This is a genomic window from bacterium (assembly GCA_037143175.1).
In the GTDB taxonomy this organism is placed as follows: Bacteria; Verrucomicrobiota; Kiritimatiellia; order CAIKKV01; family CAITUY01; genus JAABPW01.
This window is the reverse complement of the sequence record JBAWZF010000003.1, coordinates 63,656-85,873: the sequence shown is the minus strand read 5'-3', so window position 1 is coordinate 85,873 and position 22,218 is coordinate 63,656. Positions and strand designations below refer to the sequence as shown.

The 22,218-nt window shown below is 52.8% G+C and carries 18 protein-coding genes; 3 read left to right on the top strand and 15 right to left on the bottom strand.

All coding sequences use genetic code 11. The features are described from left to right. Positions 1 to 45: 45 nt before the first annotated feature. From rimO to ftsH, 8 genes are read right to left on the bottom strand one after another with little or no spacing between them, the layout of a single operon-like run. The gene (gene rimO / locus WCI03_02125; protein MEI8138647.1) at positions 46 to 1,416 is read right to left on the bottom strand and encodes a 30S ribosomal protein S12 methylthiotransferase RimO; all 1,371 of its coding nucleotides are present in this window, start codon (positions 1,414 to 1,416) and stop codon (positions 46 to 48) included. Between the two features lie 3 nt (positions 1,417 to 1,419). After that, positions 1,420 to 2,139 (bottom strand): helix-turn-helix transcriptional regulator, encoded by a 720-nt coding sequence (locus WCI03_02120; protein ID MEI8138646.1) that lies wholly within the window; start codon positions 2,137 to 2,139, stop codon positions 1,420 to 1,422. After that, on the bottom strand, positions 2,136 to 4,577 hold the full coding sequence (locus tag WCI03_02115; protein ID MEI8138645.1) for a DNA translocase FtsK: 2,442 nt from the start codon (positions 4,575 to 4,577) through the stop codon (positions 2,136 to 2,138). Before WCI03_02115 ends, WCI03_02120 begins: the two co-directional genes overlap by 4 nt. 17 nt (positions 4,578 to 4,594) lie before the next feature. After that, positions 4,595 to 5,203 (bottom strand): tetratricopeptide repeat protein, encoded by a 609-nt coding sequence (locus WCI03_02110; protein ID MEI8138644.1) that lies wholly within the window; start codon positions 5,201 to 5,203, stop codon positions 4,595 to 4,597. After that, complete coding sequence (locus WCI03_02105) at positions 5,200 to 6,159, bottom strand: CdaR family protein (protein ID MEI8138643.1); 960 nt, start codon at positions 6,157 to 6,159, stop codon at positions 5,200 to 5,202. The genes WCI03_02110 and WCI03_02105 overlap by 4 nt, the downstream gene beginning before the upstream one ends. Then, on the bottom strand, positions 6,149 to 7,015 hold the full coding sequence (gene cdaA / locus WCI03_02100; protein MEI8138642.1) for a diadenylate cyclase CdaA: 867 nt from the start codon (positions 7,013 to 7,015) through the stop codon (positions 6,149 to 6,151). The genes WCI03_02105 and cdaA overlap by 11 nt, the downstream gene beginning before the upstream one ends. Then, entirely contained in the window at positions 7,003 to 7,881 is an 879-nt protein-coding gene (gene folP / locus WCI03_02095) for a dihydropteroate synthase (protein ID MEI8138641.1), read from the bottom strand. Before folP ends, cdaA begins: the two co-directional genes overlap by 13 nt. 5 nt (positions 7,882 to 7,886) lie before the next feature. After that, on the bottom strand, positions 7,887 to 9,905 hold the full coding sequence (gene ftsH, locus WCI03_02090) for an ATP-dependent zinc metalloprotease FtsH (protein ID MEI8138640.1): 2,019 nt from the start codon (positions 9,903 to 9,905) through the stop codon (positions 7,887 to 7,889). Positions 9,906 to 10,057: 152 nt separating this feature from the next. Here ftsH and WCI03_02085 point away from each other — a divergent pair, with 152 nt between their 5' ends. Continuing rightward, a complete protein-coding gene (locus WCI03_02085; protein MEI8138639.1) occupies positions 10,058 to 12,868 on the top strand; it encodes a DEAD/DEAH box helicase family protein in 2,811 nt (936 codons plus the stop codon). Between the two features lie 4 nt (positions 12,869 to 12,872). Here the strand turns inward: WCI03_02085 and WCI03_02080 are convergent, their stop codons facing one another. The 4 genes from WCI03_02080 to WCI03_02065 all read right to left on the bottom strand — a co-directional run bounded on the left by WCI03_02080 (position 12,873) and on the right by WCI03_02065 (position 16,227). Continuing rightward, positions 12,873 to 13,253 (bottom strand): HEPN domain-containing protein, encoded by a 381-nt coding sequence (locus WCI03_02080; GenBank protein ID MEI8138638.1) that lies wholly within the window; start codon positions 13,251 to 13,253, stop codon positions 12,873 to 12,875. Beyond that, the gene (locus WCI03_02075; GenBank protein MEI8138637.1) at positions 13,234 to 13,554 is read right to left on the bottom strand and encodes a nucleotidyltransferase domain-containing protein; all 321 of its coding nucleotides are present in this window, start codon (positions 13,552 to 13,554) and stop codon (positions 13,234 to 13,236) included. Before WCI03_02075 ends, WCI03_02080 begins: the two co-directional genes overlap by 20 nt. 209 nt (positions 13,555 to 13,763) lie before the next feature. Then, entirely contained in the window at positions 13,764 to 14,756 is a 993-nt protein-coding gene (locus tag WCI03_02070; GenBank protein ID MEI8138636.1) for a BsuBI/PstI family type II restriction endonuclease, read from the bottom strand. Further along, on the bottom strand, positions 14,743 to 16,227 hold the full coding sequence (locus tag WCI03_02065) for an Eco57I restriction-modification methylase domain-containing protein (protein MEI8138635.1): 1,485 nt from the start codon (positions 16,225 to 16,227) through the stop codon (positions 14,743 to 14,745). The genes WCI03_02070 and WCI03_02065 overlap by 14 nt, the downstream gene beginning before the upstream one ends. 177 nt (positions 16,228 to 16,404) lie before the next feature. Here WCI03_02065 and mnmE point away from each other — a divergent pair, with 177 nt between their 5' ends. Continuing rightward, positions 16,405 to 17,778, top strand: coding sequence for a tRNA uridine-5-carboxymethylaminomethyl(34) synthesis GTPase MnmE (mnmE, locus tag WCI03_02060; GenBank protein ID MEI8138634.1), 1,374 nt, complete (start codon positions 16,405 to 16,407; stop codon positions 17,776 to 17,778). Positions 17,779 to 17,783: 5 nt separating this feature from the next. Further along, a complete protein-coding gene (locus tag WCI03_02055; GenBank protein ID MEI8138633.1) occupies positions 17,784 to 19,754 on the top strand; it encodes a tRNA uridine-5-carboxymethylaminomethyl(34) synthesis enzyme MnmG in 1,971 nt (656 codons plus the stop codon). A 56-nt stretch (positions 19,755 to 19,810) separates the two neighbouring features. Here the strand turns inward: WCI03_02055 and WCI03_02050 are convergent, their stop codons facing one another. From WCI03_02050 to rpsB, 3 genes are all read right to left on the bottom strand, one after another. Then, positions 19,811 to 20,167 (bottom strand): DUF721 domain-containing protein, encoded by a 357-nt coding sequence (locus WCI03_02050; protein MEI8138632.1) that lies wholly within the window; start codon positions 20,165 to 20,167, stop codon positions 19,811 to 19,813. Between the two features lie 63 nt (positions 20,168 to 20,230). After that, positions 20,231 to 21,064: a translation elongation factor Ts gene (tsf, locus tag WCI03_02045; protein MEI8138631.1), complete on the bottom strand. Its 834-nt coding sequence runs from the start codon at positions 21,062 to 21,064 to the stop codon at positions 20,231 to 20,233. Positions 21,065 to 21,140: 76 nt separating this feature from the next. Then, positions 21,141 to 22,040: a 30S ribosomal protein S2 gene (gene rpsB, locus WCI03_02040; GenBank protein MEI8138630.1), complete on the bottom strand. Its 900-nt coding sequence runs from the start codon at positions 22,038 to 22,040 to the stop codon at positions 21,141 to 21,143. Between the last annotated feature and the right edge of the window lie 178 nt (positions 22,041 to 22,218).

Here is a 22,218-nt window from a genome sequence, read left to right as displayed (position 1 = left end):
TTTAGCAAAGAACAACACTCGAGCAACCGAATTCCAGGAGAAATATCATAGTGGCGTTGCCTTTAAATCGTATCCCTCCGCACCTGTATATCGAATTTGGGCGATCCTGCCAGGGAGCACCTTGCCTTTAACCTGATGCACCAAAGTTACCCCATCCACATCGGGAGCTTGACCTTTCGAACGTGCCATCCACACCCCCTTTCGTAACGGTTTCAAATACAGGGCCTCATCCTTTTCCCCAAGATGAGCCTTGGCTTTCTTGAACGCGATTTCCTGCTGGGTGGACATGAGGGCATGCCGCCGCCGCTCCGCCGTTACACGAGATACCTGGTCGGGCAATTTCCCCGCAACGGTATTCTCCTCGGGAGAAAACGCAAACACTCCCAAGTGGTCGAATTCAAACTCCCTTACGTACCGTTCCAATTCATTAAAATGTGCCCGGGTCTCTCCCGGAAAACCAACCAAACAGGTCGTGCGCAATATCACCCCGGGCAAACGCGACCGGGCACGCTCTGGGTATGACCGCACAGCCCTGATGCCCCCCGTCCGATGCATAGCGGTTAAAATTTCAGTGTGGGCATGCTGGACCGGTACATCCAGATAACGACATGCTTGCGGAATATCCGCCATCGTTTCCAATAGTTCATCGCTCAAATAGGCTGGATGCCCATATAAAATCCGGATCCAGAAATTCCCTCCGATTTTCCCGAGGCTTCTCAGCAGTTTAGGTAGATCCGTGCCCTCATCAAGGTCACTTCCATAACGAGTAGTATCCTGAGATATCAGGTTTAACTCACGGATCCCCTGCCCCAACAGCCGCTCGGATTCACGAACGATATCCGATATCCGCCGCGAACGATAACGCCCTCGAATCCCGGGTATAGCGCAAAATGCACATTTGTGATTGCAGCCCTCGGCAATCTTGACGTACGCAAACGGTCCCCCTGTAAGCAGAATTCGTTCCGGGAGTGGGCTGAAAACTTTACTGGAGACAGAAGAGACCTGATAGATATGGTTCTCCCCCCCTGCCAACCGGCGGACTATTTTGGCGATCTCAGGCAGTTGATCTAACCCGATGAAGGCATCCACTTCAGGAAGCGACCGCTGGAGTTCCGCTTGATACCGCTGGATCAGACAACCAGCCACAATGACCGCACGACAGTCCCCAGTCTGTTTTCTGGTACAGGCCCGCAAAATGGCATCAATGGACTCTTCCTTGGCATCTCCAATAAAACCACAGGTGTTGACTAAAATAATGTCGGCTTCTTCCGGTGACCGCGCCAGAGTGACGCCACCTGCCCGCAACACCGCGGCCATGTGTTCCGAATCCACAAGATTCTTAGCGCATCCCAAGCTGATGAACCCGACCGATATCGGGGACTCATTCACCACGGAACTGGAGATAGGTGTCGCCATGGTTCACTTAAGTTTCGTATACGGTGCGGGAGGGGGCTCCGCTAATCGCAAGGATTGAGTGTAGACCGCCTGCTTTGCAGGCGTTGTCACCGGTACTTGCACAAAAGCAGGTTTCCTCGTTTTGGTGCCCGAATACATATAAAAAATACTAGCCACCAGAATCGCCACCACCAGAACAGCAAACACTAATGCCGTTGTTTTCCCCACCGGAAACGGGGACGCTTCTGTATACCCGCGCGCTGACGACATCAGGGAACGCCCGGCCGGATCCATCCGTTTTGATTTCAAACGCATCCACGCCACCATCACTGTGTGGAGAAGATCCCGCAACGTGGTCACCAGATTATTACCCATCTCCGTCAACATCGACCCACTCGATTCTTTGAAGCGGGCAAGCGGCGATGGTTGAGGGATACCATCAGTCATCGGCGAAGGGGGAGGCAACTCGGTTTTAAGTGTTGGCCTCACCGTCCGCGCATAGTTGCTCAGGTAATACCGGATCAGAGGCGCAGGATCGAGCCCCACATATTCGGCATAAAGCTTGATAAACCCTTTTCCATACAGAGGCGCGGCGATGACACTATAGTCGTCATTCTCAAGAGCCTGCACAATATGTGTCTTGATCCGAGTCGCTTCAACAACGTCGGCTATGTTCAACCGCTTCTTCTCACGGGCAGCTCGTAATGCGGCACCCGGGGTTCTGGGGGCAAGAAGTTCACTCATGTCTGGTCATCCTCTTTGGAAACTGTATTACCTGGAATTTCTCCATCCATATCAATAAGAATCTCACGCGGATCGGAGCCACGGGCCGGCCCCACAATCCCCCGCTGTTCAAGTACATCCATAATCCGGGCGGCCCGGGTATACCCGATTCGTAGACGCCGCTGCAGCGACGAGGTTGAGGCACGTTGGGTTTCGCGGATGATTTGTACAGACATTTCCAAAAGCTGATCATCCTCGGTATCATCACCGCCCTTAACCATCATATCATCAAAACTCGGCGCAGCCTTGCCTGAGGAAAGTCCCGCCCCCGCATCCTGCATACCCAGCATCTCAACTTTTTTAGCCGGGGCCTCCGCTTCCTTTTCCTCCACCACGGGAGGTCTCTGCTTCATGATAAAGCCTACAATCCGGTTGATGTCCTCATCCGAAGTCAACGCCCCCTGGGCGCGAATCAGTTTACTCGAGCCCGGCGGCAAGAATAGCATGTCACCACGGCCCAAAAGTTTGTCGGCACCATTGGCATCAAGAATGGTGCGGCTGTCATTTTTCTGGGCCACCTGAAAAGCAATACGGGCGGGGAAGTTGGCCTTGATGGTTCCGGTGATCACATCCACCGAGGGACGTTGCGTGGCGAGGATCATATGAATGCCAACGGCCCGTGAAAGCTGGGCCAGTCGAGCGATATAGTTCTCAACTTCCGCCTGCGCGGTCATCATCAGATCCGCCAGCTCATCCACAATGATCACAATATAGCTGAGTTTCTCAGGCAGACGGGCAACCTCCTCGGCTCCCTCAAACAAGGCCTGCTGTTTTTCAATCGGCCTCGAATTATAGCTCTTGATATTTCTTACGCCGGCCTTCGCCATGATTTTATATCGCCGCTCCATCTCTGTGATGGCCCATCGCAATGCGCCAGCCGCCTTCTTCGGGTCCGTGATCACCTCTGTCCTGGCCCCCAGAAGATGCGGCAGATGATTGTAAACCGAGAACTCTACAATCTTGGGATCAACCAATATCAACTGCAACTGCTCCGGCGTCCGGGCCATGAATAGCCCGGCCAAAATCGTGTTCATGCAAACCGTCTTCCCTGACCCGGTGGCACCCGCGACCAGCAGATGCGGCATGGTGGCCAAATCCGCCACGAGGTCATTTCCCCCGACATCTTTACCCAACACAATCGGAATCTCCTGACGATGCGGTTGCCAGGCGGATCCTTCCAGAATCTCCCGCAAATAGACCGGGCTGGTACTAAGGTTGGGCACCTCTATCCCCACCGTGCCACGCCCCGGAATAGGTGCCTGTACACGGACACTGGTGGCCTTGAGTGACAGGGCAAGATTATTACTGAGGTTTGTGATTTTCTCTACTTTTACACCGGGCGCCGGGATCAGTTCATACCGGGCCACGGAGGGCCCCTGTTCAACATTCTTAAGCTCGGCTTTAATGCCGAACTCCTCCAGCGTTTGGATAATCAGCCGCCCCGTGGTCTCAGTATCCGTTGGAATGGCTTGTCGATCCTTTGGCACTTCGGTCAATAAGGACAGGGGGGGCAACTGATAAGCTCCTGGGATCGCCGCCACAACGGGTGGGAGCGGTTCAACTTTTGGTTTGGGATCAGGTTCCCGAACCGGAGGTATGGGCTTTTCTTTTACCTTGGGGGGAAGTTTCACAGCCACCTTGGGCGGTTCCTTAACAGGGGCTGCTTCCGGAACAACAATCAATTCAGCCTGATCGGGCTCTTCTTCCTCTTCGACGCGTTGAGCTTCTTCGCGGGCGGCGACACGCTCAATCCGCTCCCGCTTCCAACCCTTGACCGCTGGCTGCCTCTTCTGCGAGTCAATCATATCGCGATCATCGCGGTGCGCCCATTTTTCAGCCGTTGTATGCAGCATGGCCGTAAAACGCAAAATGGCATCCCACCCGAAAAACAGAATCGCAAAGGCCAGAAAAAACCCCACCACCAGAATCTCAGCGCCAATGCTCCCCAACATTTTTACGGATAACATATACGAGACTGCCTGGGCAGGAACCCCACCCGCCGCACTGAGGTTCAAGGCGGATAAGATGGGTTCAAACCAATCCGAGTGCAGTTCGAGGAAACAGGCCAATGAGAACATCATTAATATCACCCAGAGGAGCTTGGCCCTTACATGCTCGATACCATGAAAAATCAAAACTATCCCAAACCCCAGAAACCACAGCGGAACCAAATAGGCACCCAGCCCCATTGCCTCAAACAGCACAAACGACATCCAGGCACCGCCGGGGCCGATGAAGTTGGCCGGGGGACTGTTTGCCGGCTCGCACAAAAGAGAGATATCGCGCCAGTCATATGAGACCAGACTGAGAAAAATAATCACACACACAGCCAGGAGCACAATACTCAAGGCTTCACGCAAACCATTGCTAGTAACCGTATTGGATTTTATTTCTGCCATGCTATCCCCATTCCCACTCAAGGCCGGGCGTTATCCTGGCCCAACGATGCCGCGCCAGCGGCCTTCCGGCAACGAACGACCAACTCACGGCAAGGAGTATTGGTCACCCCTGCCAGCAGACTCAAACGCAACCCGCTCTGTGCGGCGCTCAAGCCTTTCTCAAATTGCCCGGTGGCATAATAGGCCTCCCCGAGTGTGTTCCATATGGAGAAATCGGAGGGCACATCAAGCAAGGCGCCGCGTGCCAATTTGACCGCGCGCCCCGCATTCGTCGGTGCCGGATCCTTAACCTTCAGTAACGCCCAGGCAAGATTGTTTTTAACCATGGGACTCTCGGGAACCTCCCGGTACAATTTTTCCAACAGCGGCAGCGCCTCTTCATATCGCTTCAACTCAAGATAAGCGGCGCTCAATCCAAATGCCGCCTCATTATTCGTGGAATCCAGACTGCACGCTTTCTCGAACAGTGCCTGCGCTTCCGTCATTTTTCCATTGATCAGACAGTCGCGCCCGCTTGACAACAAATCAGCAACCTCGCCAGACACCACGACGGACGTGGACGTTCCTTCCGCTCCCGCAACCAAAGACCCCATCAACCAGACCATGACACACCAAGCGACCTTCATAATTTCTTATCTCCTGCCAATCGTACTGTCACCTTCACCACATCCGGACGTGCCACGGCCATCGCATCACCGGTCACCTTCACGTGAACCGGTACCGTATAAACACCCGGTAATGTTAATCCGATACAATCCGCAAACGCCCGCACCGGAAATTTCTCCCCGGTAGCCGACATATCGATTCGTCCCGTGGCCATTACATCCACAGTCGGCGGCTCCAGATCAACCAGCAATGCACTCCCTGACTCCACCACCGCACTGACCGGAATGTTCTTCCATAACTGGCCGGCGCTTTTGCCGACAATGGCCACCTTCACCTGAACATCAGAAGGCTCCATGTGCGCCACCCAATTGTCTCCCGGCGCCTGGACGGGCGTGCGACGGATAAAAGATTCCACCCGGCCATCCACCTCAACCGGCTGGGTATACACACATTCGGTTGTCTTTAATTTTTGTGCAGGCCCCAACAGCAGCACCGTTGAGGGTTCACACGTAATAGCTTCGACTTGCCCGAAAAGAGGCGAGCCAATCGTTCGCCCTTTGACCGGTACCCTCTTTTCCGCCTGCCGATCCAATTTCACCAAAATACGCTCCGGATGTATCGCGACAGCACGCACTCCGCGCACCCCTTTGATCATGTTCGGCTTTAATATGATTTCGTGTGACAGCTCACTCGACTCCCGCGTCAACTCAACTACCGCCTGAAGCCGTCTTGAATCCAGCCGCTGAATGTCGTCCTGCGATCCACGGAAGGTGACATCCACAGTGGAAGCCGACTGATTCAAAATGGCCATTCCATCCTGAACTTGGATCTCCAGCCGGACATCCGGAATTTCAATCTCAAAACTGATGGTGTCCTGAATGATGTACCATGTCATCGTCGCCAGCACGAAGGAAAGTAACTTCAAGCGCTTGTTGTTGACCAGTAGTCCAAGAATCAGGGAATGCTTATCCGCCATGGGAGCCTGCCTCTCTCTCAAGACTTTCCGACTTGGCAATCCCTTTCGGAGTCAGGTCAAGCTGCTGTCGGGCGCGGGTCCACCGGGAATTGCTGGCCTGCCCCCCCATCAAGATGCCTGAAAGGAATTTCCTCAGCCGATCCTCATCAAAATCCCGACTCAGCCGGCCACGTGTACTGATGGAAATCGTGCCGGTCTCCTCGGACACCACAATGGCGATGGCATCCATTTCCTCGGTCAAACCCATTGCGGCGCGATGTCGCGTCCCAAGTCCCCGACTCAATTCAGGTTGCTGGCAAAGCGGAAACAAACATCCCGCCGCAACAATCCGGTTTCCCACAATCATGACGCCCCCGTCATGAAGAGGGGTATGGGGGAAAAACAGCGTGGCCAGAAGGTCCGCATTCACCTTGGCATCGAGCTGGACACCCGTTTCCTGGATGGCCTTGGTACTCTCGGTACGCTCAATCGCAATTAACGCTCCAATACGCCGTTCTGCCAAAAGCATCACTGCTTCCACAATGCTGTCCACATACCCGCGTGCATCCACCGGCGATGAAAGAAAAGGGGAACGCCCGATTTCCGCCAATGCCCGCCGGATTTCCGGCTGAAAAATGATCAGCAACGCTACCGCTAGATAAACGGACAACTGTCGCAACAACCAATTCAGAGCATAGATATGAAACAAACTCGTAATAGCTATGAGCGCCATGAGCACCATCAAGAGCCCAAGGAAAACTTTGATACTTCGAGTCTCCCGAAAAAAAAGGAGCAGGAAATAAAACCCGCACGTCAACACCAGGATTTCAAGAATCCCGCTGAAGGCCGGCCAGACAATCTGGTTTATCCATTCCAATCGATCGCTTCCTTTCTCATCATTTCAACCATCCGGGCCGCATCCACCGACTCGGCAACATCATGAACACGCCACACATGGGCACCCTGCCCCGCCGCCCATACTGCGCCCGCGATGCTCCCCGCGAGCCTGTGCGTCACATCACGCCCGGTGATCGCGCTGACCATACTCTTTCGCGACAGCCCCACCACCACCGGATATCCCAACGCCACCAGCGCCTGCAAACCGGCAATCAACTTCACATTGTGACCCAGCGTTTTACCAAACCCGATTCCCGGATCGAGTGCCATGGTGTCGGGCTTCAACCCGGCTGCCTTCAATACGGCAACCCGACCTGCCAGATAAGCAGCAACTTCCGCCACCACATCCCCATACCGGGGATCCTGTTGCATCATGCTCGGATCGCCTCGCATGTGCATCAAAATCACACCGGCCCCATATTCACGCGTCACACCCGGCATGGAGGGGTCCCCTTCCAACGCCGTGACATCATTAATGATGTCGGCCCCGGCCGCCAGCGCAGCTCGTGCCACAACCGCTTTTCGCGTATCCACCGACAAGGCCGGGGCACCGGGCTTGCCGACAAAGGCCTGCGCCAAAGCCCTGATCACCGGAATCACTCGACCGGCCTCAGCCTCAGGTGCTACCGCCTGCGCCCCAGGTCGCGTGGATTCCCCACCCACATCAATGATGTCCGCACCGGCTTCTGCCATTTCCAACCCGTGTCGAATCGCCGCGTCAGGATCCTGATGTCGCCCTCCATCCGAAAATGAATCCGGGGTGACATTCAAAATACCCATAACCAGCGGCCGCGAACCCAACACCAGAGTCCGCTCACGGCAACGCCATGACACATGCGGGATCACAAGTGTCACCCTTCCGTTTTTTCAGGGGCCGAAGTCACCGGCGTTTCATTCACCGTCGTAACCGGTACAGCAGGCGTGTCACTCGGGGCTACCACCGGCCGTTCCGCATCCGTCAACAGGCGTCCGTGTTTCATCAACTCTTCAACATCGCGGGCATCCAGCGTTTCACGCTCCAATAACGTCTTGGCAATCTGCTCCAGTTTGTCCCGATTTTTCTCCAGAATTTCCTTGGCTTGGGTGTAAGCCGTTCGTAGAAGCCAACTGACATCGGCATCAATCTTTCGGGCCGTATCCTCACTGAAATCCTGCGAGCTCGAAATCCCGCGGCCCAGGAACATCAACTCCTCGTGGTTCCCGAAAGTTTGCGGACCCATATTTTCACTCATACCCCAGTCACATACCATCAGTCGGGCCAACCGGGTCGCCTGCTTCAGATCACTCCGTGCACCCGAGGTGATGTCACCAAAAATCAACTCCTCAGCCACGCGCCCACCCATCATCGTGGCGAGAATACCCTTCAGCTTGAGTTTGCCTTCCATATAACGATCCTTCTCAGGAAGCTGCATGGTGGCACCCAGATATGCATTACCGCGCGGAATGATGGTGATCTTGTGAATCGGCTCGCTCTCCTCCACCAGTAACGTCACCAACGCATGACCGGTTTCGTGGTACGCGGTCACCTTCTTTTCCTTGTCATCCAAAACGCGACTTCGTCGCTCACGGCCCCACCGGACCTTATCGCGCGCTTCTTCCAGATCAGATAAATCGACCCCTTCCTTACTGCTTCGGGCGGCCAACAGGGCTGCCTCATTCATCAGGTTGGCCAAATCCGCTCCGGAAAATCCCGGTGTGCCGCGGGCAATACGGCGCAAGTCAACCGATAGGGACAACTTAATACCACGGGCATGAATATTCAGAATGGCCTCACGCCCATCCAGTGTCGGCAGATCAATAACAATCTGGCGGTCAAAGCGGCCAGGCCGTTGCAAGGCGGGATCCAAGACATCCGGCCGGTTTGTGGCGGCAATGATGATGACCCCCTCCTGGGTATCAAAGCCATCCATCTCAACCAGCAGGGCATTCAGCGTCTGCTCACGCTCATCATGGCCCCCGCCCACACCGGAAAACCGGCTGCGGCCCACCGCATCAATTTCGTCGATGAAGATGATGCAAGGCGCATTGCGCTTGCCCTGTTCAAACATGTCGCGTACTCGCGAGGCGCCCACGCCAACAAACATCTCCACAAAATCTGATCCGCTGATATTAAAGAACGGCACACCCGCCTCACCGGCAATGGCCTTGGCCATCAATGTTTTTCCAGTCCCCGGAGGTCCCATCAAAAGGACGCCCTTAGGAATGCGTCCGCCGAGTTTCTGGAACCGCTTCGGATCCTTCAGGAAATCAATAATCTCCTGAACTTCCTCCTTGGCCTCCTCCACGCCGGCGACATCTTTGAAGGTGACTTTGTTCTTGTCACGCGCCAGCATCTTGGCGCGGCTCTTTCCGAAACTCAATGCCCCCTGCCCCATTCCTTTCATCTGACGCGAAAACATAAACCACAGCAATCCAAGCAGCAGCAAAATCGGCAGGGCGCTGGAAACGATCTGCCAGAAATACGGGCTTTCCCGGCGGAACTTGAATTTGACCTTATTTTCCTGCAACCAGGCAGGCATGTCATCGGTCACCATCACATCCACCTTGAACTGTTTGCGTTTTCCCGTACGCGGATCGATGCTCTTCTGGGTTCCACGGATGTATTGATTGCCGGAGATTTCGGATACGATCTCACATTCAGGAATCTCACCTGATTCCACCAGGTTGACGAAATCAGGATTGTAGTTCAACTCCGCCGTTGGTTGCTGATCTTCCTTGTAAAATTGATAGGCCAATAACATGAGGCCCAGGATGGCGAACCAGATTAAAAGTCCCCGTTGCGAGAATTTCTGCGGGGTCGTCATCTCCGGCTTTTTCTTCTGTTCCGAGGGTGGCGTTTGAGGCGCCTGATTTTCGTTCTTCAGTTCCATAGAGTCTTTACCTTTTACTGATACATGAATTGAAATGTAGAGTGTAGAGGAAGTAAGCAAATTTCGCAATTATTATGCCCTAAAGATAATTATGGTTAAAAGATCCGGTTTTTGAATAATCAGCACCCGAATGCCTACGGCAGAATAATATCATGGATCATACCACCATAAATGCTCATTCGCCACCGGATGTTAAAATTTCCCTTTTCCGCTCACTATTCAGGGGCAGGGAGGATGTCTATCCCCGGCGTTTCGAAAGTCGCAAAACCGGCAAGTCCGGCTACCAGCCTGCCTGCGCCAACGAGTGGACACGGGGCTTGTGCGACAAGCGTGCCGTCCGCTGCCAGGATTGCCCCAACCGCCGCTTCCGCACCGTCACCGATGAAACCATTCGTTGGCATCTTTCCGGACAGGATACCGCTGGCTCACCCTTCGTGATGGGCATCTTTCCCCTGCTCCAGGACGATACCTGCTTCTTCCTTGCCGCCGATTTCGACAAATCAAGCTGGCAGGAAGATGTGGCGGCCGTTATAGAGACCTGCCATAATTTCGGACTCCCTGTTGCGCTTGAACGTTCCCGCTCCGGAAATGGCGGCCATCTCTGGTTCTTCTTCGACCAGGCCATTCCTGCATCTCTTGCCCGTAAATTCGGGTCTTTTATCCTCACCGAAACTATGGAGCGTCGTCCAGATATTGGATTGGATTCTTATGATCGTTTTTTTCCTAACCAGGACACACTCCCTTCTAAAGGATTTGGGAACCTGATTGCCCTCCCTCTCCAAAAACTTCCCCGAGAACAAGGTAATAGTGTTTTTTTGGATGAACAGGGTGTCCCCATACCCGACCAATGGGCTTTTCTGGCCTCACTCCCCAGACTTTCACGTGACCTTATTGAGCCTCTTGTCCAAAAGGCGGAACGACAAGATCGTGTACTCAATGTCCAAATGGTGTGTCAGGAAGAGGATGAATCCACACCCTGGTCTCTTCCCCCTTCACGGCAACGGAAAACCATGCCTACCAAACACCCCCTACCCGACACCCTTGAACTCGTCCTTGGGAATCAGATCTTCATCCGCAAGGAGAGCCTCCCCCCCGCCTTGCGCAACCGTATCCTCCGCCTGGCCGCATTCCAGAATCCGGAATTCTACAAACAGCAGGCGATGCGGAATTATATCTCCCTACCACGGATTATCGCTTGCGCTGAGGATTATCCACAACATATCGGTCTCCCACGCGGGTGTCTGCACAACCTCGAAGCCCTGTTGTCTGAACTCGCCATCAAACCCACCCTTCACGATGAACGTGCTCAAGGGCACTCGATCAACGTGTCCTTCATTGGCGACCTTTATCCCGACCAGCGCGCCGCCGGGGAGGCGCTCCTCGCTCATGAAACTGGCATCCTTTGGGCTACGACCGCCTTCGGTAAGACCGTGTTGGCCGCTTGGCTTATCGCACAACGAGGCGTAAACACCCTGATCCTTGTGCATCGCCGCCAATTGATGGAGCAATGGGTGGAACGACTGTCTTCATTCCTCAAACTGCCACCAAAATCCATCGGCACTATAGGCGCCGGACGTAATAAGCCAACGGGTATAATCGATGTCGCGATCATGCAGAGCCTGGTTCATGAGGGGCAGGTTGATGACCGTATAGGAAATTACGGCTATGTGATCGCGGATGAATGCCATCACCTCGCTTCCCCAAATTATGCACAGGTAGCAGGTCAAGCCAAGGCCAGGTTTTTCACCGGACTCACCGCCACCCTGACGCGCAAGGATGGTCATCACCCTCTTGTCCAGATGCTCTGTGGCCCTGTCCGCTTCCGTGTGAATGCCCGCCAACAGGCCCACCAACGCCCCTTCATGCACTCCGTCCTTGTCCGTCCTACCGCCTACATTTCCCCAGGTCAACTTGAAGAGGATCGGCGACTGCAATTCCAGGCGCTATACGATGGGCTGATCAACTGTCGCCCACGGAATGAATTGATTATCCAGGACGTGATTGCGGCCGTGCAACAGGGGCGGAGCCCTGTCGTACTGACCGAACGTACGGAGCATCTTGAAGCACTTCAGGCCCTTCTTGAACCAGCCGTCAAACATCTTCTTGTTCTACGGGGCGGCATGGGCCGGAAAGAACTTAAAGGTTTGCTTGCCCGCCTGGCCTCTATTCCGGCGGACGAGGAACGAGTTCTGTTGGCCACGGGTCATTATCTCGGTGAGGGCTTTGATGACACGCGGCTTGACACCCTCTTCCTGACACTGCCAATATCCTGGCGCGGCACCATTGCCCAATATGCAGGGCGTCTTCACCGCCTGCATGAAGGAAAAAAGGAGGTCCGGATTTATGATTATGCAGACTTGAATGTCCCCATGCTGGCCCGCATGTTCGACAAACGCTGTAAAGGCTACGAGGCGATCGGATACAGTATCTTGCTTCCCGCCAGTGCCGTTCCGGGCTGGCCCACGGATGTCCCCTTGCCGGTCGAGCCGGAATGGAAACGCGACTATGCCGCCACCGTGCAACGTCTGATCCGGGACGGTGTGGATACGCATCTTGGCAATTTATTTGTCCATGCCGCCCGCACCTACCCTGCCGATACCGAAGGAGTGGGCCGGGCCCGGAGTGCTTCCGAAGCCTTTTTCTTCAAGCGACTCGAAACGTTGCCGAAAACCGCCGGCCTCTTCCGCCTTAATCAGATCCTACCCATCCCATTCGACAATTATGGCCAAATGGAGGTGGATTTCCTTTTTCCGGCAGCCAAACTGGTAATTGAACTGGATGGCCCACACCATTTTGCCGATCAAGAGGCCTACCGGCGCGACCGGCGAAAAGATGCCTGTCTACAGGAACATGGTTATTTTGTCCTTAGGTTCCTTTGTGACGACGTCGGGAAGCAACTTGATCAAGTACTGGACACTGTCCTTCGGGTACTTTCACGGCAAAACCAACTAAAGGCGGGATAAGGAATCAAATTCGCAAATGATCCCGAACTGTTTCACGAACAGATCGGCATATTGCCAAAGCCTTGACAGCATCTCTCTTGGTGGCTGATTCACCCGGATACCGGAATTCAACAGCAAACCCGCTTAAAAGCGTAAGACCTTCCCTCATACCATCCCAGAGGGGGTGCCGAATCACCAGGAGATTCAACAAAGAGGGAAGATGATGAATTTTTGGGATGGTGTCTTTATTTTCCTGCAAAACCGCCTTTAGGTATTTCTCCGCGCATTGTTGGGCGTGAAAACACACGGCATTCCAGAGCGAAATTTTCCGGCAACGGGAGAGACGGAGCGCCGCCTCAAAATCTTCTTCTGCCTTTACTACCCATTCACGCGTGAGCGGATTCATAAAGGACCTTCCCGCTGGCCGTAATTTCACGCATAAAGGAATCACCCAATGCCACTCGTTTACGGATCTGCTCAGGGGTTCGCACCAGCAGATCAAGGGGAAAAGGCGCAGGCACAGCGCATTGGATACGGGCGGACTCATAGACGGCCCGGCGCCTAGTAGACATTATTACCAACAAGTCCACATCCGAGTCAGGTTTCGGCCGCCCATAGGCGTAGGATCCAAAAAGAACGATTTTCATCGGCTTAACTTCGCTCGCCAGCCGTTTCACATATCGCTTAATTACATCCCTTGAAATCATGGACCTTGTGTAGCAAATCACCCCTCAACATACCAGTCGCATTTAATCGTAAAGCCATTCCGAACTGTCACTCAAACTGTAGAGCTGGGTCATTCAGGCGGCATTGCGCCGCTAAAAAACACCCCCCATGACATCGTGCGCAACACGCAGTTTATTGGCTGTTATTGAAATTGGCACCAGGGACTGTCCCTGGCGAATTCCTACTATCGTCACACGTCCGGATTCACATCAGGATACGGCCCAAGAAACCGATCTCCATTGAAGTGAATCATATGGTCAGGGTCTTCGGCGATCCACACCTCGGATTCCCAGGCAATATGAGAAACGAATGACTGCATAGTACGGCGGTTTTCGAAGGCAGTGACAAATACCAGCCCCGCGCTACAGCCAACAAACAACTCCTTGAGTTCTTTACGCCGCTTGCCATCCACCGGCCCTGAGCTGGTGACGGCCTCAATAAGCAGGAGCCAGTTCTTTGCGGCATAATGGACAATGACATCAGGGATCTTGGCTGCTGAAGCCAGGGTAATTCCCAATGCCGCCAAGCCTGCGGCTTCCATATGGACGAATTTGTTTTCCGTGTCGCCGATGTAGATGACCACACCGCCCGGAGCAAAGGCCGGGCAAAAGTGTTCGATGATCGCCTTGATGAGCGGATTCTGACCACCGGGAGAAAGCGCAACTTGGGAGCCATTTGGCAATGACACAGGAACACGGGCCAAATCACGCTTTCGAGCAATCTCATGCTTAATGCTCTCACGACTGACGAGGTATTGCTGTAGGGCTGTTTTCCAGCCCGGGGTTCCAATCTTGCGAAACAAAGCAAGGGCAGTCGGCTCAATCTGATACACTGTCTTTCCGCTATTTGTTGGCCGATGGGGATCGTCGGGGTTACGTAGCAACAGTCCTTCCTCTACGAAAAACTTCACTGCATCATCACGAATAGATTCACGCGTGTTTGGAGCGTAGCGTACTCGGTAGGCTGTGGCGATAAAATCGATGACTGGAGTGATACCACATAGCGGAGCCTGTGCTTCGGCCCATACCATATCGAACCGAAGATCTAGCAGGGCAAGAAGAGTGTAAGCGGCAGTTTCGTTCCGCTGTTTTGAACCCAATTGCAAAGAGGTAAGCACCTCCATCGCTTCTGCGAGCCGTCGTTTTCTGGAGAAAGTTTTTTGTTTGGATTTATCTGTGGACATGGAGATGCTTCCTTACCAGTTGATCGATTTCCTCCTGAGAGAGGTTGAGGGTGTTTATTTCCCGCCCCATGGCTTGCAGTGTGTCTCGGTCGGGATAGGCTAATGTCCGCAGATCAGTGGCATTCACCTGTGTATGGCCGCTGAATCGACGAAAATAATGGTCTACCACCGTGGAGTTCAGAAAAGCGAACAAACCTATAGCCAACGCTCGTTCCAGCCCGTGCCCATTCGCATGGAGGTAGTTCAGGTGATTCTCAAAACCAAGCCATTTCGCGTTCACTTGGTCGGGGTCGAACATACAAGCCACAAGGCGGCGACGCTCTTCTTTAGACGTGAAACGCTTGGTGAGCAAATAAATTCCAGAGGGCACAAGCCACGGATGCGTCTCGTCGTTATCGAGGATGGCATTGGGTTTGCGTGCTTCGAGTTTAGGCCAGTGAATGGTACCGCCATTGAAATGACAGGGATAAACCAGTGGGACGGTCCCTCGTTCGGGCTCTTTGCGAAGTGACTCTTTGAGTCTAAAGTCCACGACTCGCCCTGTCGATACGGTTACGCCCAATGAGGCAAGGCTTGAGCCGAGGCCATCCATCGTTTTTTTTGCTGTTGCATGACAGGTCGCGGACGGGATGTGGATAAACTTCTCAGCGTCATGCGGATGAACGATTTCACCAAAAGGAAATATCGTCTCGTTTATCGCGTCGCCAGGCTCTCCGCTGCTGCTAGAAACGACTACTTCGCGGGATTGACCCACCCCCTTCACTGCATAAAAAATAATGTTCTCCTGCAACACACTGTCTGTTCGAAAAGCCGCCTTGCGTGATTCAAAAATATGCAATCGTCGCAGGTCCAGATGACTAAGAAAGTCTTCACGAAAAGGGCGGAAGTATGGGCCGTTACAAAAACTGCGCGGCGTAATCCCTACGAGTTGCCCGCCAGAAACCAGCAACCGCTGAATCAGGGCAATGAAACCAGTGTAGAGATTACTTGTTTCAACTCCAACGGAACGTAGAGCACGCCTTTCGACTGAGTCAGCGCTGATTTTGCGATATGGCGGGTTTGCAATGGCGACATCGAAGACGGGTGGCGGCCTCCCGAACATATCACCCGAAAGACGTGTGGACATTTCCTGAATAAAGTCGGTTGGATGAATGGTAAAAGAAAATTGAATTCCTGCTTTGCTGCAAAGTTGCTGGCAGTCCAACATGGTCTCAGAAAGAGAATCCAGTATGCGTGGATCAAGCTCATAGACTGTTGCTTCGACAGCCCGAACATCGTCATTTCTCCCACATAGGCGAGAGATAAATGCATGGGTGAGTGCTCCAGCCCCAGCCCCAGCATCAAGCAAACGCACCACGCTCGGAAGTTGTCCGAACATTAACGCCATGAAATCAGCTATAGGCGTTGCAGTAAGAAACTGGCCAAGCTCCTGCTGCCGTGTGCGCTTATGTTTTGTGGCGGCGGTTTTCATGCAGTCAGGCTTCCAAACTCTGTAATTTTTTTAGAAGCTTCGTTCTCATAAAGTGAAGGTCGCAAAACAGGACCTGAAACGCAAGCACCACGATGAATTCACTAATGATGGCTGTTTGGGATCATGAAAAAGATAGTTATGGCGCAAACACTTGGTTTTTGAATAATCAGCACCCGAATGACAGCGCCATACATAAATACGATTGCGGCCTTAGCCACCGCCCCCGGTGAAGGGGCTATTGCGATTGTGCGCGTATCGGGACCAGAAAGCCTCGCCATCGCTGATCGCGTTTTCCGCAGTAAGGCTCCCCCACCCTCACAGCGGCCGGCACAGACATTTGTCCACGGCACAATCGTCAGTGACAACGGGATCGCCGATGAAGTGATTCTCTTGATCTATCGAGCCCCGCACAGTTACACCCGGGAAGATTCTGTAGAAATTCAGGGACATGGCGGTTCTGCTGCTGCAAAAAGGATCCTCCGCGCTGTTTTAGAGGCTGGCGCCCAAACGGCGGAGCCCGGCGAATTCACAAAACGTGCTTTTTTGAGTGGTCGCATTGACCTCCTTCAGGCGGAAGCCGTTCTGGACCTCATTCGTGCTCGTTCCGACCGTGCCGCCGATGCCGCGCTCGAACAACTGAATGGCACCCTCAGCCGGACTTTTGATCAACTTTATGATCATACCCTGGCCCTCGCCGCCAACCTGGAAGCCACCTTGGATTTTTCTGAGGATGAACTACCCGAGTCCGTCATGCAGGATGTCATGAAGCGACGTCATCACGTCGAAACTGAATTCAAACAGTTACTCAACTCCTGGGACGAGGGCCATCTACTTCGAGAAGGCGCTCTGGTCGTCATTGCCGGCAAACCCAATGTCGGTAAATCTACATTGCTTAATGCCCTTGTTGGCAAAGATCGAGCTATCGTAACGTCGATCCCAGGCACCACACGCGACACCATAGAAGAACAAGTAGTCATTAATGGGTATTTGGTCAGATTAGTCGATACGGCTGGCTTGAGAGAGACACCTTGCGAAATAGAAAAGGAGGGAGTAAGCCGGGCACGTGAAGCTATAATGCATTCTGATTGCAATGTTTATGTTTGTGATAATTCAACTGGATTAGATAATGACGATATAGTCACATTAAAATCGCTTAATAAATCAAAGACGATAATTGTAGAAAATAAATGCGATTTGAAGTCAAATAGGACCGATCGTATACATATGACCGATTGTTCTCATATATCTATTAGTGCCAAAAACGGAATTGGCATTGAAGAGCTGAAGCGATCAATTATCACTATGATAGGCGTCAGCGGCGGCGGCTCATCACCCCATGCGGCTATCTCAGAGCGACACCGCCAATTATTGGTATCCGCACACAAGGATGTCGTTGAAGCGGGGCTATTATTGAACAGACCGGCTCAGGAAACAGCCCTGGCCGCATCCCGACTTCGTTGCGCATTAGAAACGCTGGGAGAAGTCACCGGCCGCACCTATCACGATGAATTACTCAACAGTATCTTCTCCCGCTTCTGCATCGGTAAATAAGAACTATGAAAGAATATGAAGTCATAGTAGTCGGTGCCGGGCACGCAGGTTGCGAAGCTGCCCTCGCTGCGGCGAGGATGGGCGCATCTACCGCACTCCTGACAATGGACAGACTGGCGATCGCCAGAATGTCATGCAATCCCTCCATTGGCGGCATAGCTAAGTCACACATCGTCTGTGAACTTGATGCACTTGGCGGTGAGATGGGTAAAAACAGCGACTATACCGGCATCCAGTTCCGAACGCTCAACACTAAAAAGGGACCTGCGGTTCAGGCATTCAGAACGCAATGCGATAAACACGCCTACTCCGACAGGATGCGCCAAGTTGTTAATACGACCAGAAATCTGTACGTCATTGAAGGCATGGTCAATGATCTATGGATGCCTAACGGCAGACTTTGCGGAGTAATTCTGGCAGATGGCAGCCAAATAACTGGAAAAACAGTCATTTTAACCACGGGAACCTTCCTGCGCGGCGTTATTCATATTGGGAAGACTTCTTTTCCGGGTGGCAGAAAAGGCGAAGCCGCAGCCCCTCAGCTCAGTCAATCCCTGGCAAAACTTGGATGCAGGCTCGGAAGATTAAAAACAGGAACCCCGGCCCGCCTCCATAAAGATAGCATCAACTGGGAAAAGACGACGGAACAACCAGGAGAAGAACCACCGCCATTTTTCTCATATCAAGTGCGTAAAGAAATGGAATTGTTCCACGTGGAACAAAAGCCAGTTGCCAGTGAGCAGATAACAGTGAGCAGTGAACAGAAGGATGAAGAAACCGCCAACTGCCAACTGCATACTGCTCACTGCTTACCGCCTACTGCCCACCGGCCATTGTTCCACGTGGAACATTCTGTATTGCGCCCCTGGAACCCGGGTGAAAACCAGCTTTCCTGCTATCTCACTCACACAAACACCAAAACACACGACATTATCCGCGAGAATTTGGATAAAAGCGCCATGTATGGCGGCGTGATCACGGGAACCGGCGCCAGGTATTGTCCGTCGATTGAAGATAAGATCGTTAAGTTTTCGGACAAAGACAGCCATCATGTTTTTCTTGAACCAGAAGGGAGAGGCTCAGAAGAGATCTACCCGAACGGAACATCTAACAGTCTTCCTGAAAATGTCCAGATTGCGATGATCCATTCCATTCCCGGATTAGAACGTGCCGTGTTCACCAATCTGGCGTATGCCATTGAATATGATTATTCAGATCCGACCCAACTGATGCATACCTTGGAATCAAAATTGGTCGAACATTTATATTTTGCGGGACAGATCAACGGCACCACTGGATATGAGGAAGCTGCGGGACAGGGCTTTGTTGCAGGAGTGAATGCTGTTAGAAAATTGAGAGGCCAACCTCCTTTTGTCCTTGGGCGAGGGGATGCCTATATAGGTGTTCTCATTGACGACCTGGTTACAAAAGGAACCGACGAACCGTACCGCATGTTCACGTCACGTGCCGAGCATCGCCTTGTTTTACGTCAGGATAATGCTATCTTTCGGATGCTCCCTTTTGCAAAGTCACTCGGCATCATCCCGCAACAGGAGATTCAACGCTTCGAAAATTATCAAATTCAAATTGACGCTGAAATGAAACGCCTGAATTCGACTTTTCATCAGGGACATTCTCTTACACAACTACTTCGTAGAACGGAAGTTACATATAACGACCTGCCGTCAAAACAAATAACGGACCGTTTAGTCATTTCTCAAGTTGAGGTTCTGGTTAAATATGCAGGCTACATCGAACGGGAGAAAACGCAGATTGAACGCGCCCGCTCGCTGGAAGATCAACGAATTCCGGAATGGGTCGATTATGACAAACTGGATGTCCTCCGGTTTGAATGCCGGGAAAAGTTGAAACGGATTCGCCCCGAATCACTTGGTCAGGCCGCACGGATCTCCGGCGTGAATCCCGCAGACCTTTCCATTCTTGCTGTGATCATCAAAAGGGGACCGCAACCATGAATACACCAAGATCGGAAATTATCCGCGTGTTGGTTTCGTACTTTGCAAACGATGATTTATTCCTGCCCGGGATCCATGCTAAGCCGGATGGTTTGAATTACATCACGGCCAAACACCGTCTGTAACTTGGCCAATAGTTCTTTTTTGGCACAACGCTGAAGTTCACTCAACCAAGGGGAGCTATCGACAAAAATAGTCAGCTCTTTATTAATCAAACGGCCCGGACGAGTGTGAGCCGCGATCCCGGAACCCACTGCCGAAGACCATTTCTCGATCAGAATCCCCATCCGCCCCTGTTCATCAAGCTTCAACGAACTGACCAGGGATCCAACCATCGAGGAAATTGAAATACCCCCATCCGCCATGGCAGATGAGTTTTTTTTGGCATATCGCGGATATTTGAACACGCCCATAAACTTACTTTAAACTAAAAAGGGCAGGGTTACCCCTGCCCTTGCACGTTTGAAATCGAAGCGTTACTCGCCCAACTGCCACCGGACAAACCGGCGAATCGTCAGCGTATCGCCCACTTCTTTGCCCTTGGCCTCAAGAAGTTTGGTAATCGACGTGTCAGGATCCTTGACGAAGCCCTGATCAACCAGGCAAACCTGAGAGTAGAACTTGGCAATCTTTCCATCCACAATCTTATCCACGATATTCGCTGGCTTCCCAACGACCTGCTTGGCATAGATTTCGCGCTCAGCGGCGACAATATCCTCAGGCACGTCCTGGCTCACCAGATACCGGGGGCTGCAGGCCGCAATATGCAGCGTAAGATCTTTTGCCAATTCTTGGACCACCGGACTGCTGGAGGTGGCCTCTTTACCACAACCCAGTTCGACCAGTACGCCCAATTTGCCATTCAGATGGATATAAGAAGCCACCATGCCCGAGCCCTGAAGCGTGTAACCGATGTTACGCTTGGCCACCAGGTTTTCACCAATCTCGGCAATCTTGGCCGCCATTTCGACCTTGGTCACTTCCGTGATTTTACCATCAGGAATCGAAAGCGCCTTTGTAGCCATGGATTTGACGAACTTCTGAAAGTTCTCATTCTTGGTCACAAAATCAGTCTCGCAATTGATCTCAATCAAAATGCTGGTTTTGCTGTCACCCGCGGAAGCAATCAACCCCTGATTGGCGGTGCGAGTCGACTTCTTGGCAGCAATTGCCATTCCACGCTCACGCAACAGGCGAATCGCCTGATCCTTATCGCCACCCGCCTCCACCAGGGCACGCTTGCATTCCATCATCCCAACATTGGTGGCTTCACGTAATTCCTGAACCATTGCTGCTGTAATATCAGCCATATCGAAAATCTCCTTTAAGGGTCTCTAGAAATCCCGCCCGCCTCCATGTTTATTAGGGAGGCGGGGGGAAGGGGAATCAAGCCTGGGGCTCGACGGGGACCACAACATCGTTCCTGGGAGCACCTTCAGAGGAGCCACCGGTCCGACGTCTGGGACTCCGGCTCTCACCACGCGGCTTGCGCGGCCCGGAAGGGCGCCTGTCGCCATCAGCCTGTCCCTGCCCCTGCTGCTGAGCGGCTTCGCGCTTCTTGTTCTCCTCAACGGCAATCTTGGAGTACTCCGAAACGCCTTTGAGAATCACCGCCGCGAGGGCGCCGGCAATCATCTTGATTCCACGAATGGCGTCATCATTTCCGGGGATCGGGTAATCTACGGGATCCGGGTTGGTGTTCGTATCCACGATCGCAATCACAGGGATATGCAGACGATTGGCTTCGGCAATCGCGATGGACTCACGATTCACGTCAACCACAAACATGGCACCCGGCTTGTCATCCATATTGACCAAACCAGAAAAGTTCTTGCGCAGTTTTTCAAGCTCGTGTCGCAAAACGGCCACTTCTTTTTTGGGCATCTTGTCGAAATCACCATTTTTCTCCATCAGTTCCACCTGGCGCATATACTTGATCCGCTTGCGAATGGTCAGCCCATTCGTCAACGTGCCGCCAAGCCAGCGGGTGCTGACATAAGGCTGGCCACAAGAGATGGCGATTTCTTTTGTCACCTGCTGCGCCTGCTTCTTGGTACCAACGAAGAGGATGGGACGACCACGGGCTGCCGTTTCATAAACAAACTGCTTGGCCTTCTCGAGTTGCTCGAGAGTTTTGGTAAGATCAATGATGTGAATCCCGTTGCGCTTGTCAAAGACAAACGGCTTCATTTTGGGATTCCAACGCTTGGTCTGATGACCGAAATGCAAACCTGCATCCAGCAGGTCCTTGACGGTAAGATCCGCCGTTTCTTGAACAGTATCCATTCTAGCCTCCATATGCTTCGCCCATCTAAGACAGGCAATCCGCTTTGGCTGTGCCGGAGAGGCACAACACTCGCTTCCGTCCGGACACTTGCCGGACTACAAGGGGTGAGATAATACGGATTCAGGGATGGAAAACAAGAAATTTGTTACTCGTTATTGGATATAAGTTATTCGAGAA

Excerpts from the sequence above, each read along its gene's own strand:
- WCI03_02080 (MEI8138638.1), bottom strand. The coding sequence starts at position 13,253 with ATGAATCCGCTCACGCGTGAATGGGTAGTAAAGGCAGAAGAAGATTTT.
- mnmE (MEI8138634.1), top strand. The coding sequence starts at position 16,405 with ATGACAGCGCCATACATAAATACGATTGCGGCCTTAGCCACCGCCCCC.
- WCI03_02065 (MEI8138635.1), bottom strand. The coding sequence starts at position 16,227 with ATGAAAACCGCCGCCACAAAACATAAGCGCACACGGCAGCAGGAGCTT.
- ftsH (MEI8138640.1), bottom strand. The coding sequence starts at position 9,905 with ATGGAACTGAAGAACGAAAATCAGGCGCCTCAAACGCCACCCTCGGAA.
- WCI03_02050 (MEI8138632.1), bottom strand. The coding sequence starts at position 20,167 with ATGGGCGTGTTCAAATATCCGCGATATGCCAAAAAAAACTCATCTGCC.
- WCI03_02120 (MEI8138646.1), bottom strand. The coding sequence starts at position 2,139 with ATGAGTGAACTTCTTGCCCCCAGAACCCCGGGTGCCGCATTACGAGCT.
- WCI03_02070 (MEI8138636.1), bottom strand. The coding sequence starts at position 14,756 with ATGTCCACAGATAAATCCAAACAAAAAACTTTCTCCAGAAAACGACGG.
- WCI03_02110 (MEI8138644.1), bottom strand. The coding sequence starts at position 5,203 with ATGAAGGTCGCTTGGTGTGTCATGGTCTGGTTGATGGGGTCTTTGGTT.
- WCI03_02085 (MEI8138639.1), top strand. The coding sequence starts at position 10,058 with ATGGATCATACCACCATAAATGCTCATTCGCCACCGGATGTTAAAATT.
- rpsB (MEI8138630.1), bottom strand. The coding sequence starts at position 22,040 with ATGGATACTGTTCAAGAAACGGCGGATCTTACCGTCAAGGACCTGCTG.
- WCI03_02105 (MEI8138643.1), bottom strand. The coding sequence starts at position 6,159 with ATGGCGGATAAGCATTCCCTGATTCTTGGACTACTGGTCAACAACAAG.
- tsf (MEI8138631.1), bottom strand. The coding sequence starts at position 21,064 with ATGGCTGATATTACAGCAGCAATGGTTCAGGAATTACGTGAAGCCACC.
- rimO (MEI8138647.1), bottom strand. The coding sequence starts at position 1,416 with ATGGCGACACCTATCTCCAGTTCCGTGGTGAATGAGTCCCCGATATCG.
- WCI03_02055 (MEI8138633.1), top strand. The coding sequence starts at position 17,784 with ATGAAAGAATATGAAGTCATAGTAGTCGGTGCCGGGCACGCAGGTTGC.
- WCI03_02115 (MEI8138645.1), bottom strand. The coding sequence starts at position 4,577 with ATGGCAGAAATAAAATCCAATACGGTTACTAGCAATGGTTTGCGTGAA.
- WCI03_02075 (MEI8138637.1), bottom strand. The coding sequence starts at position 13,554 with ATGATTTCAAGGGATGTAATTAAGCGATATGTGAAACGGCTGGCGAGC.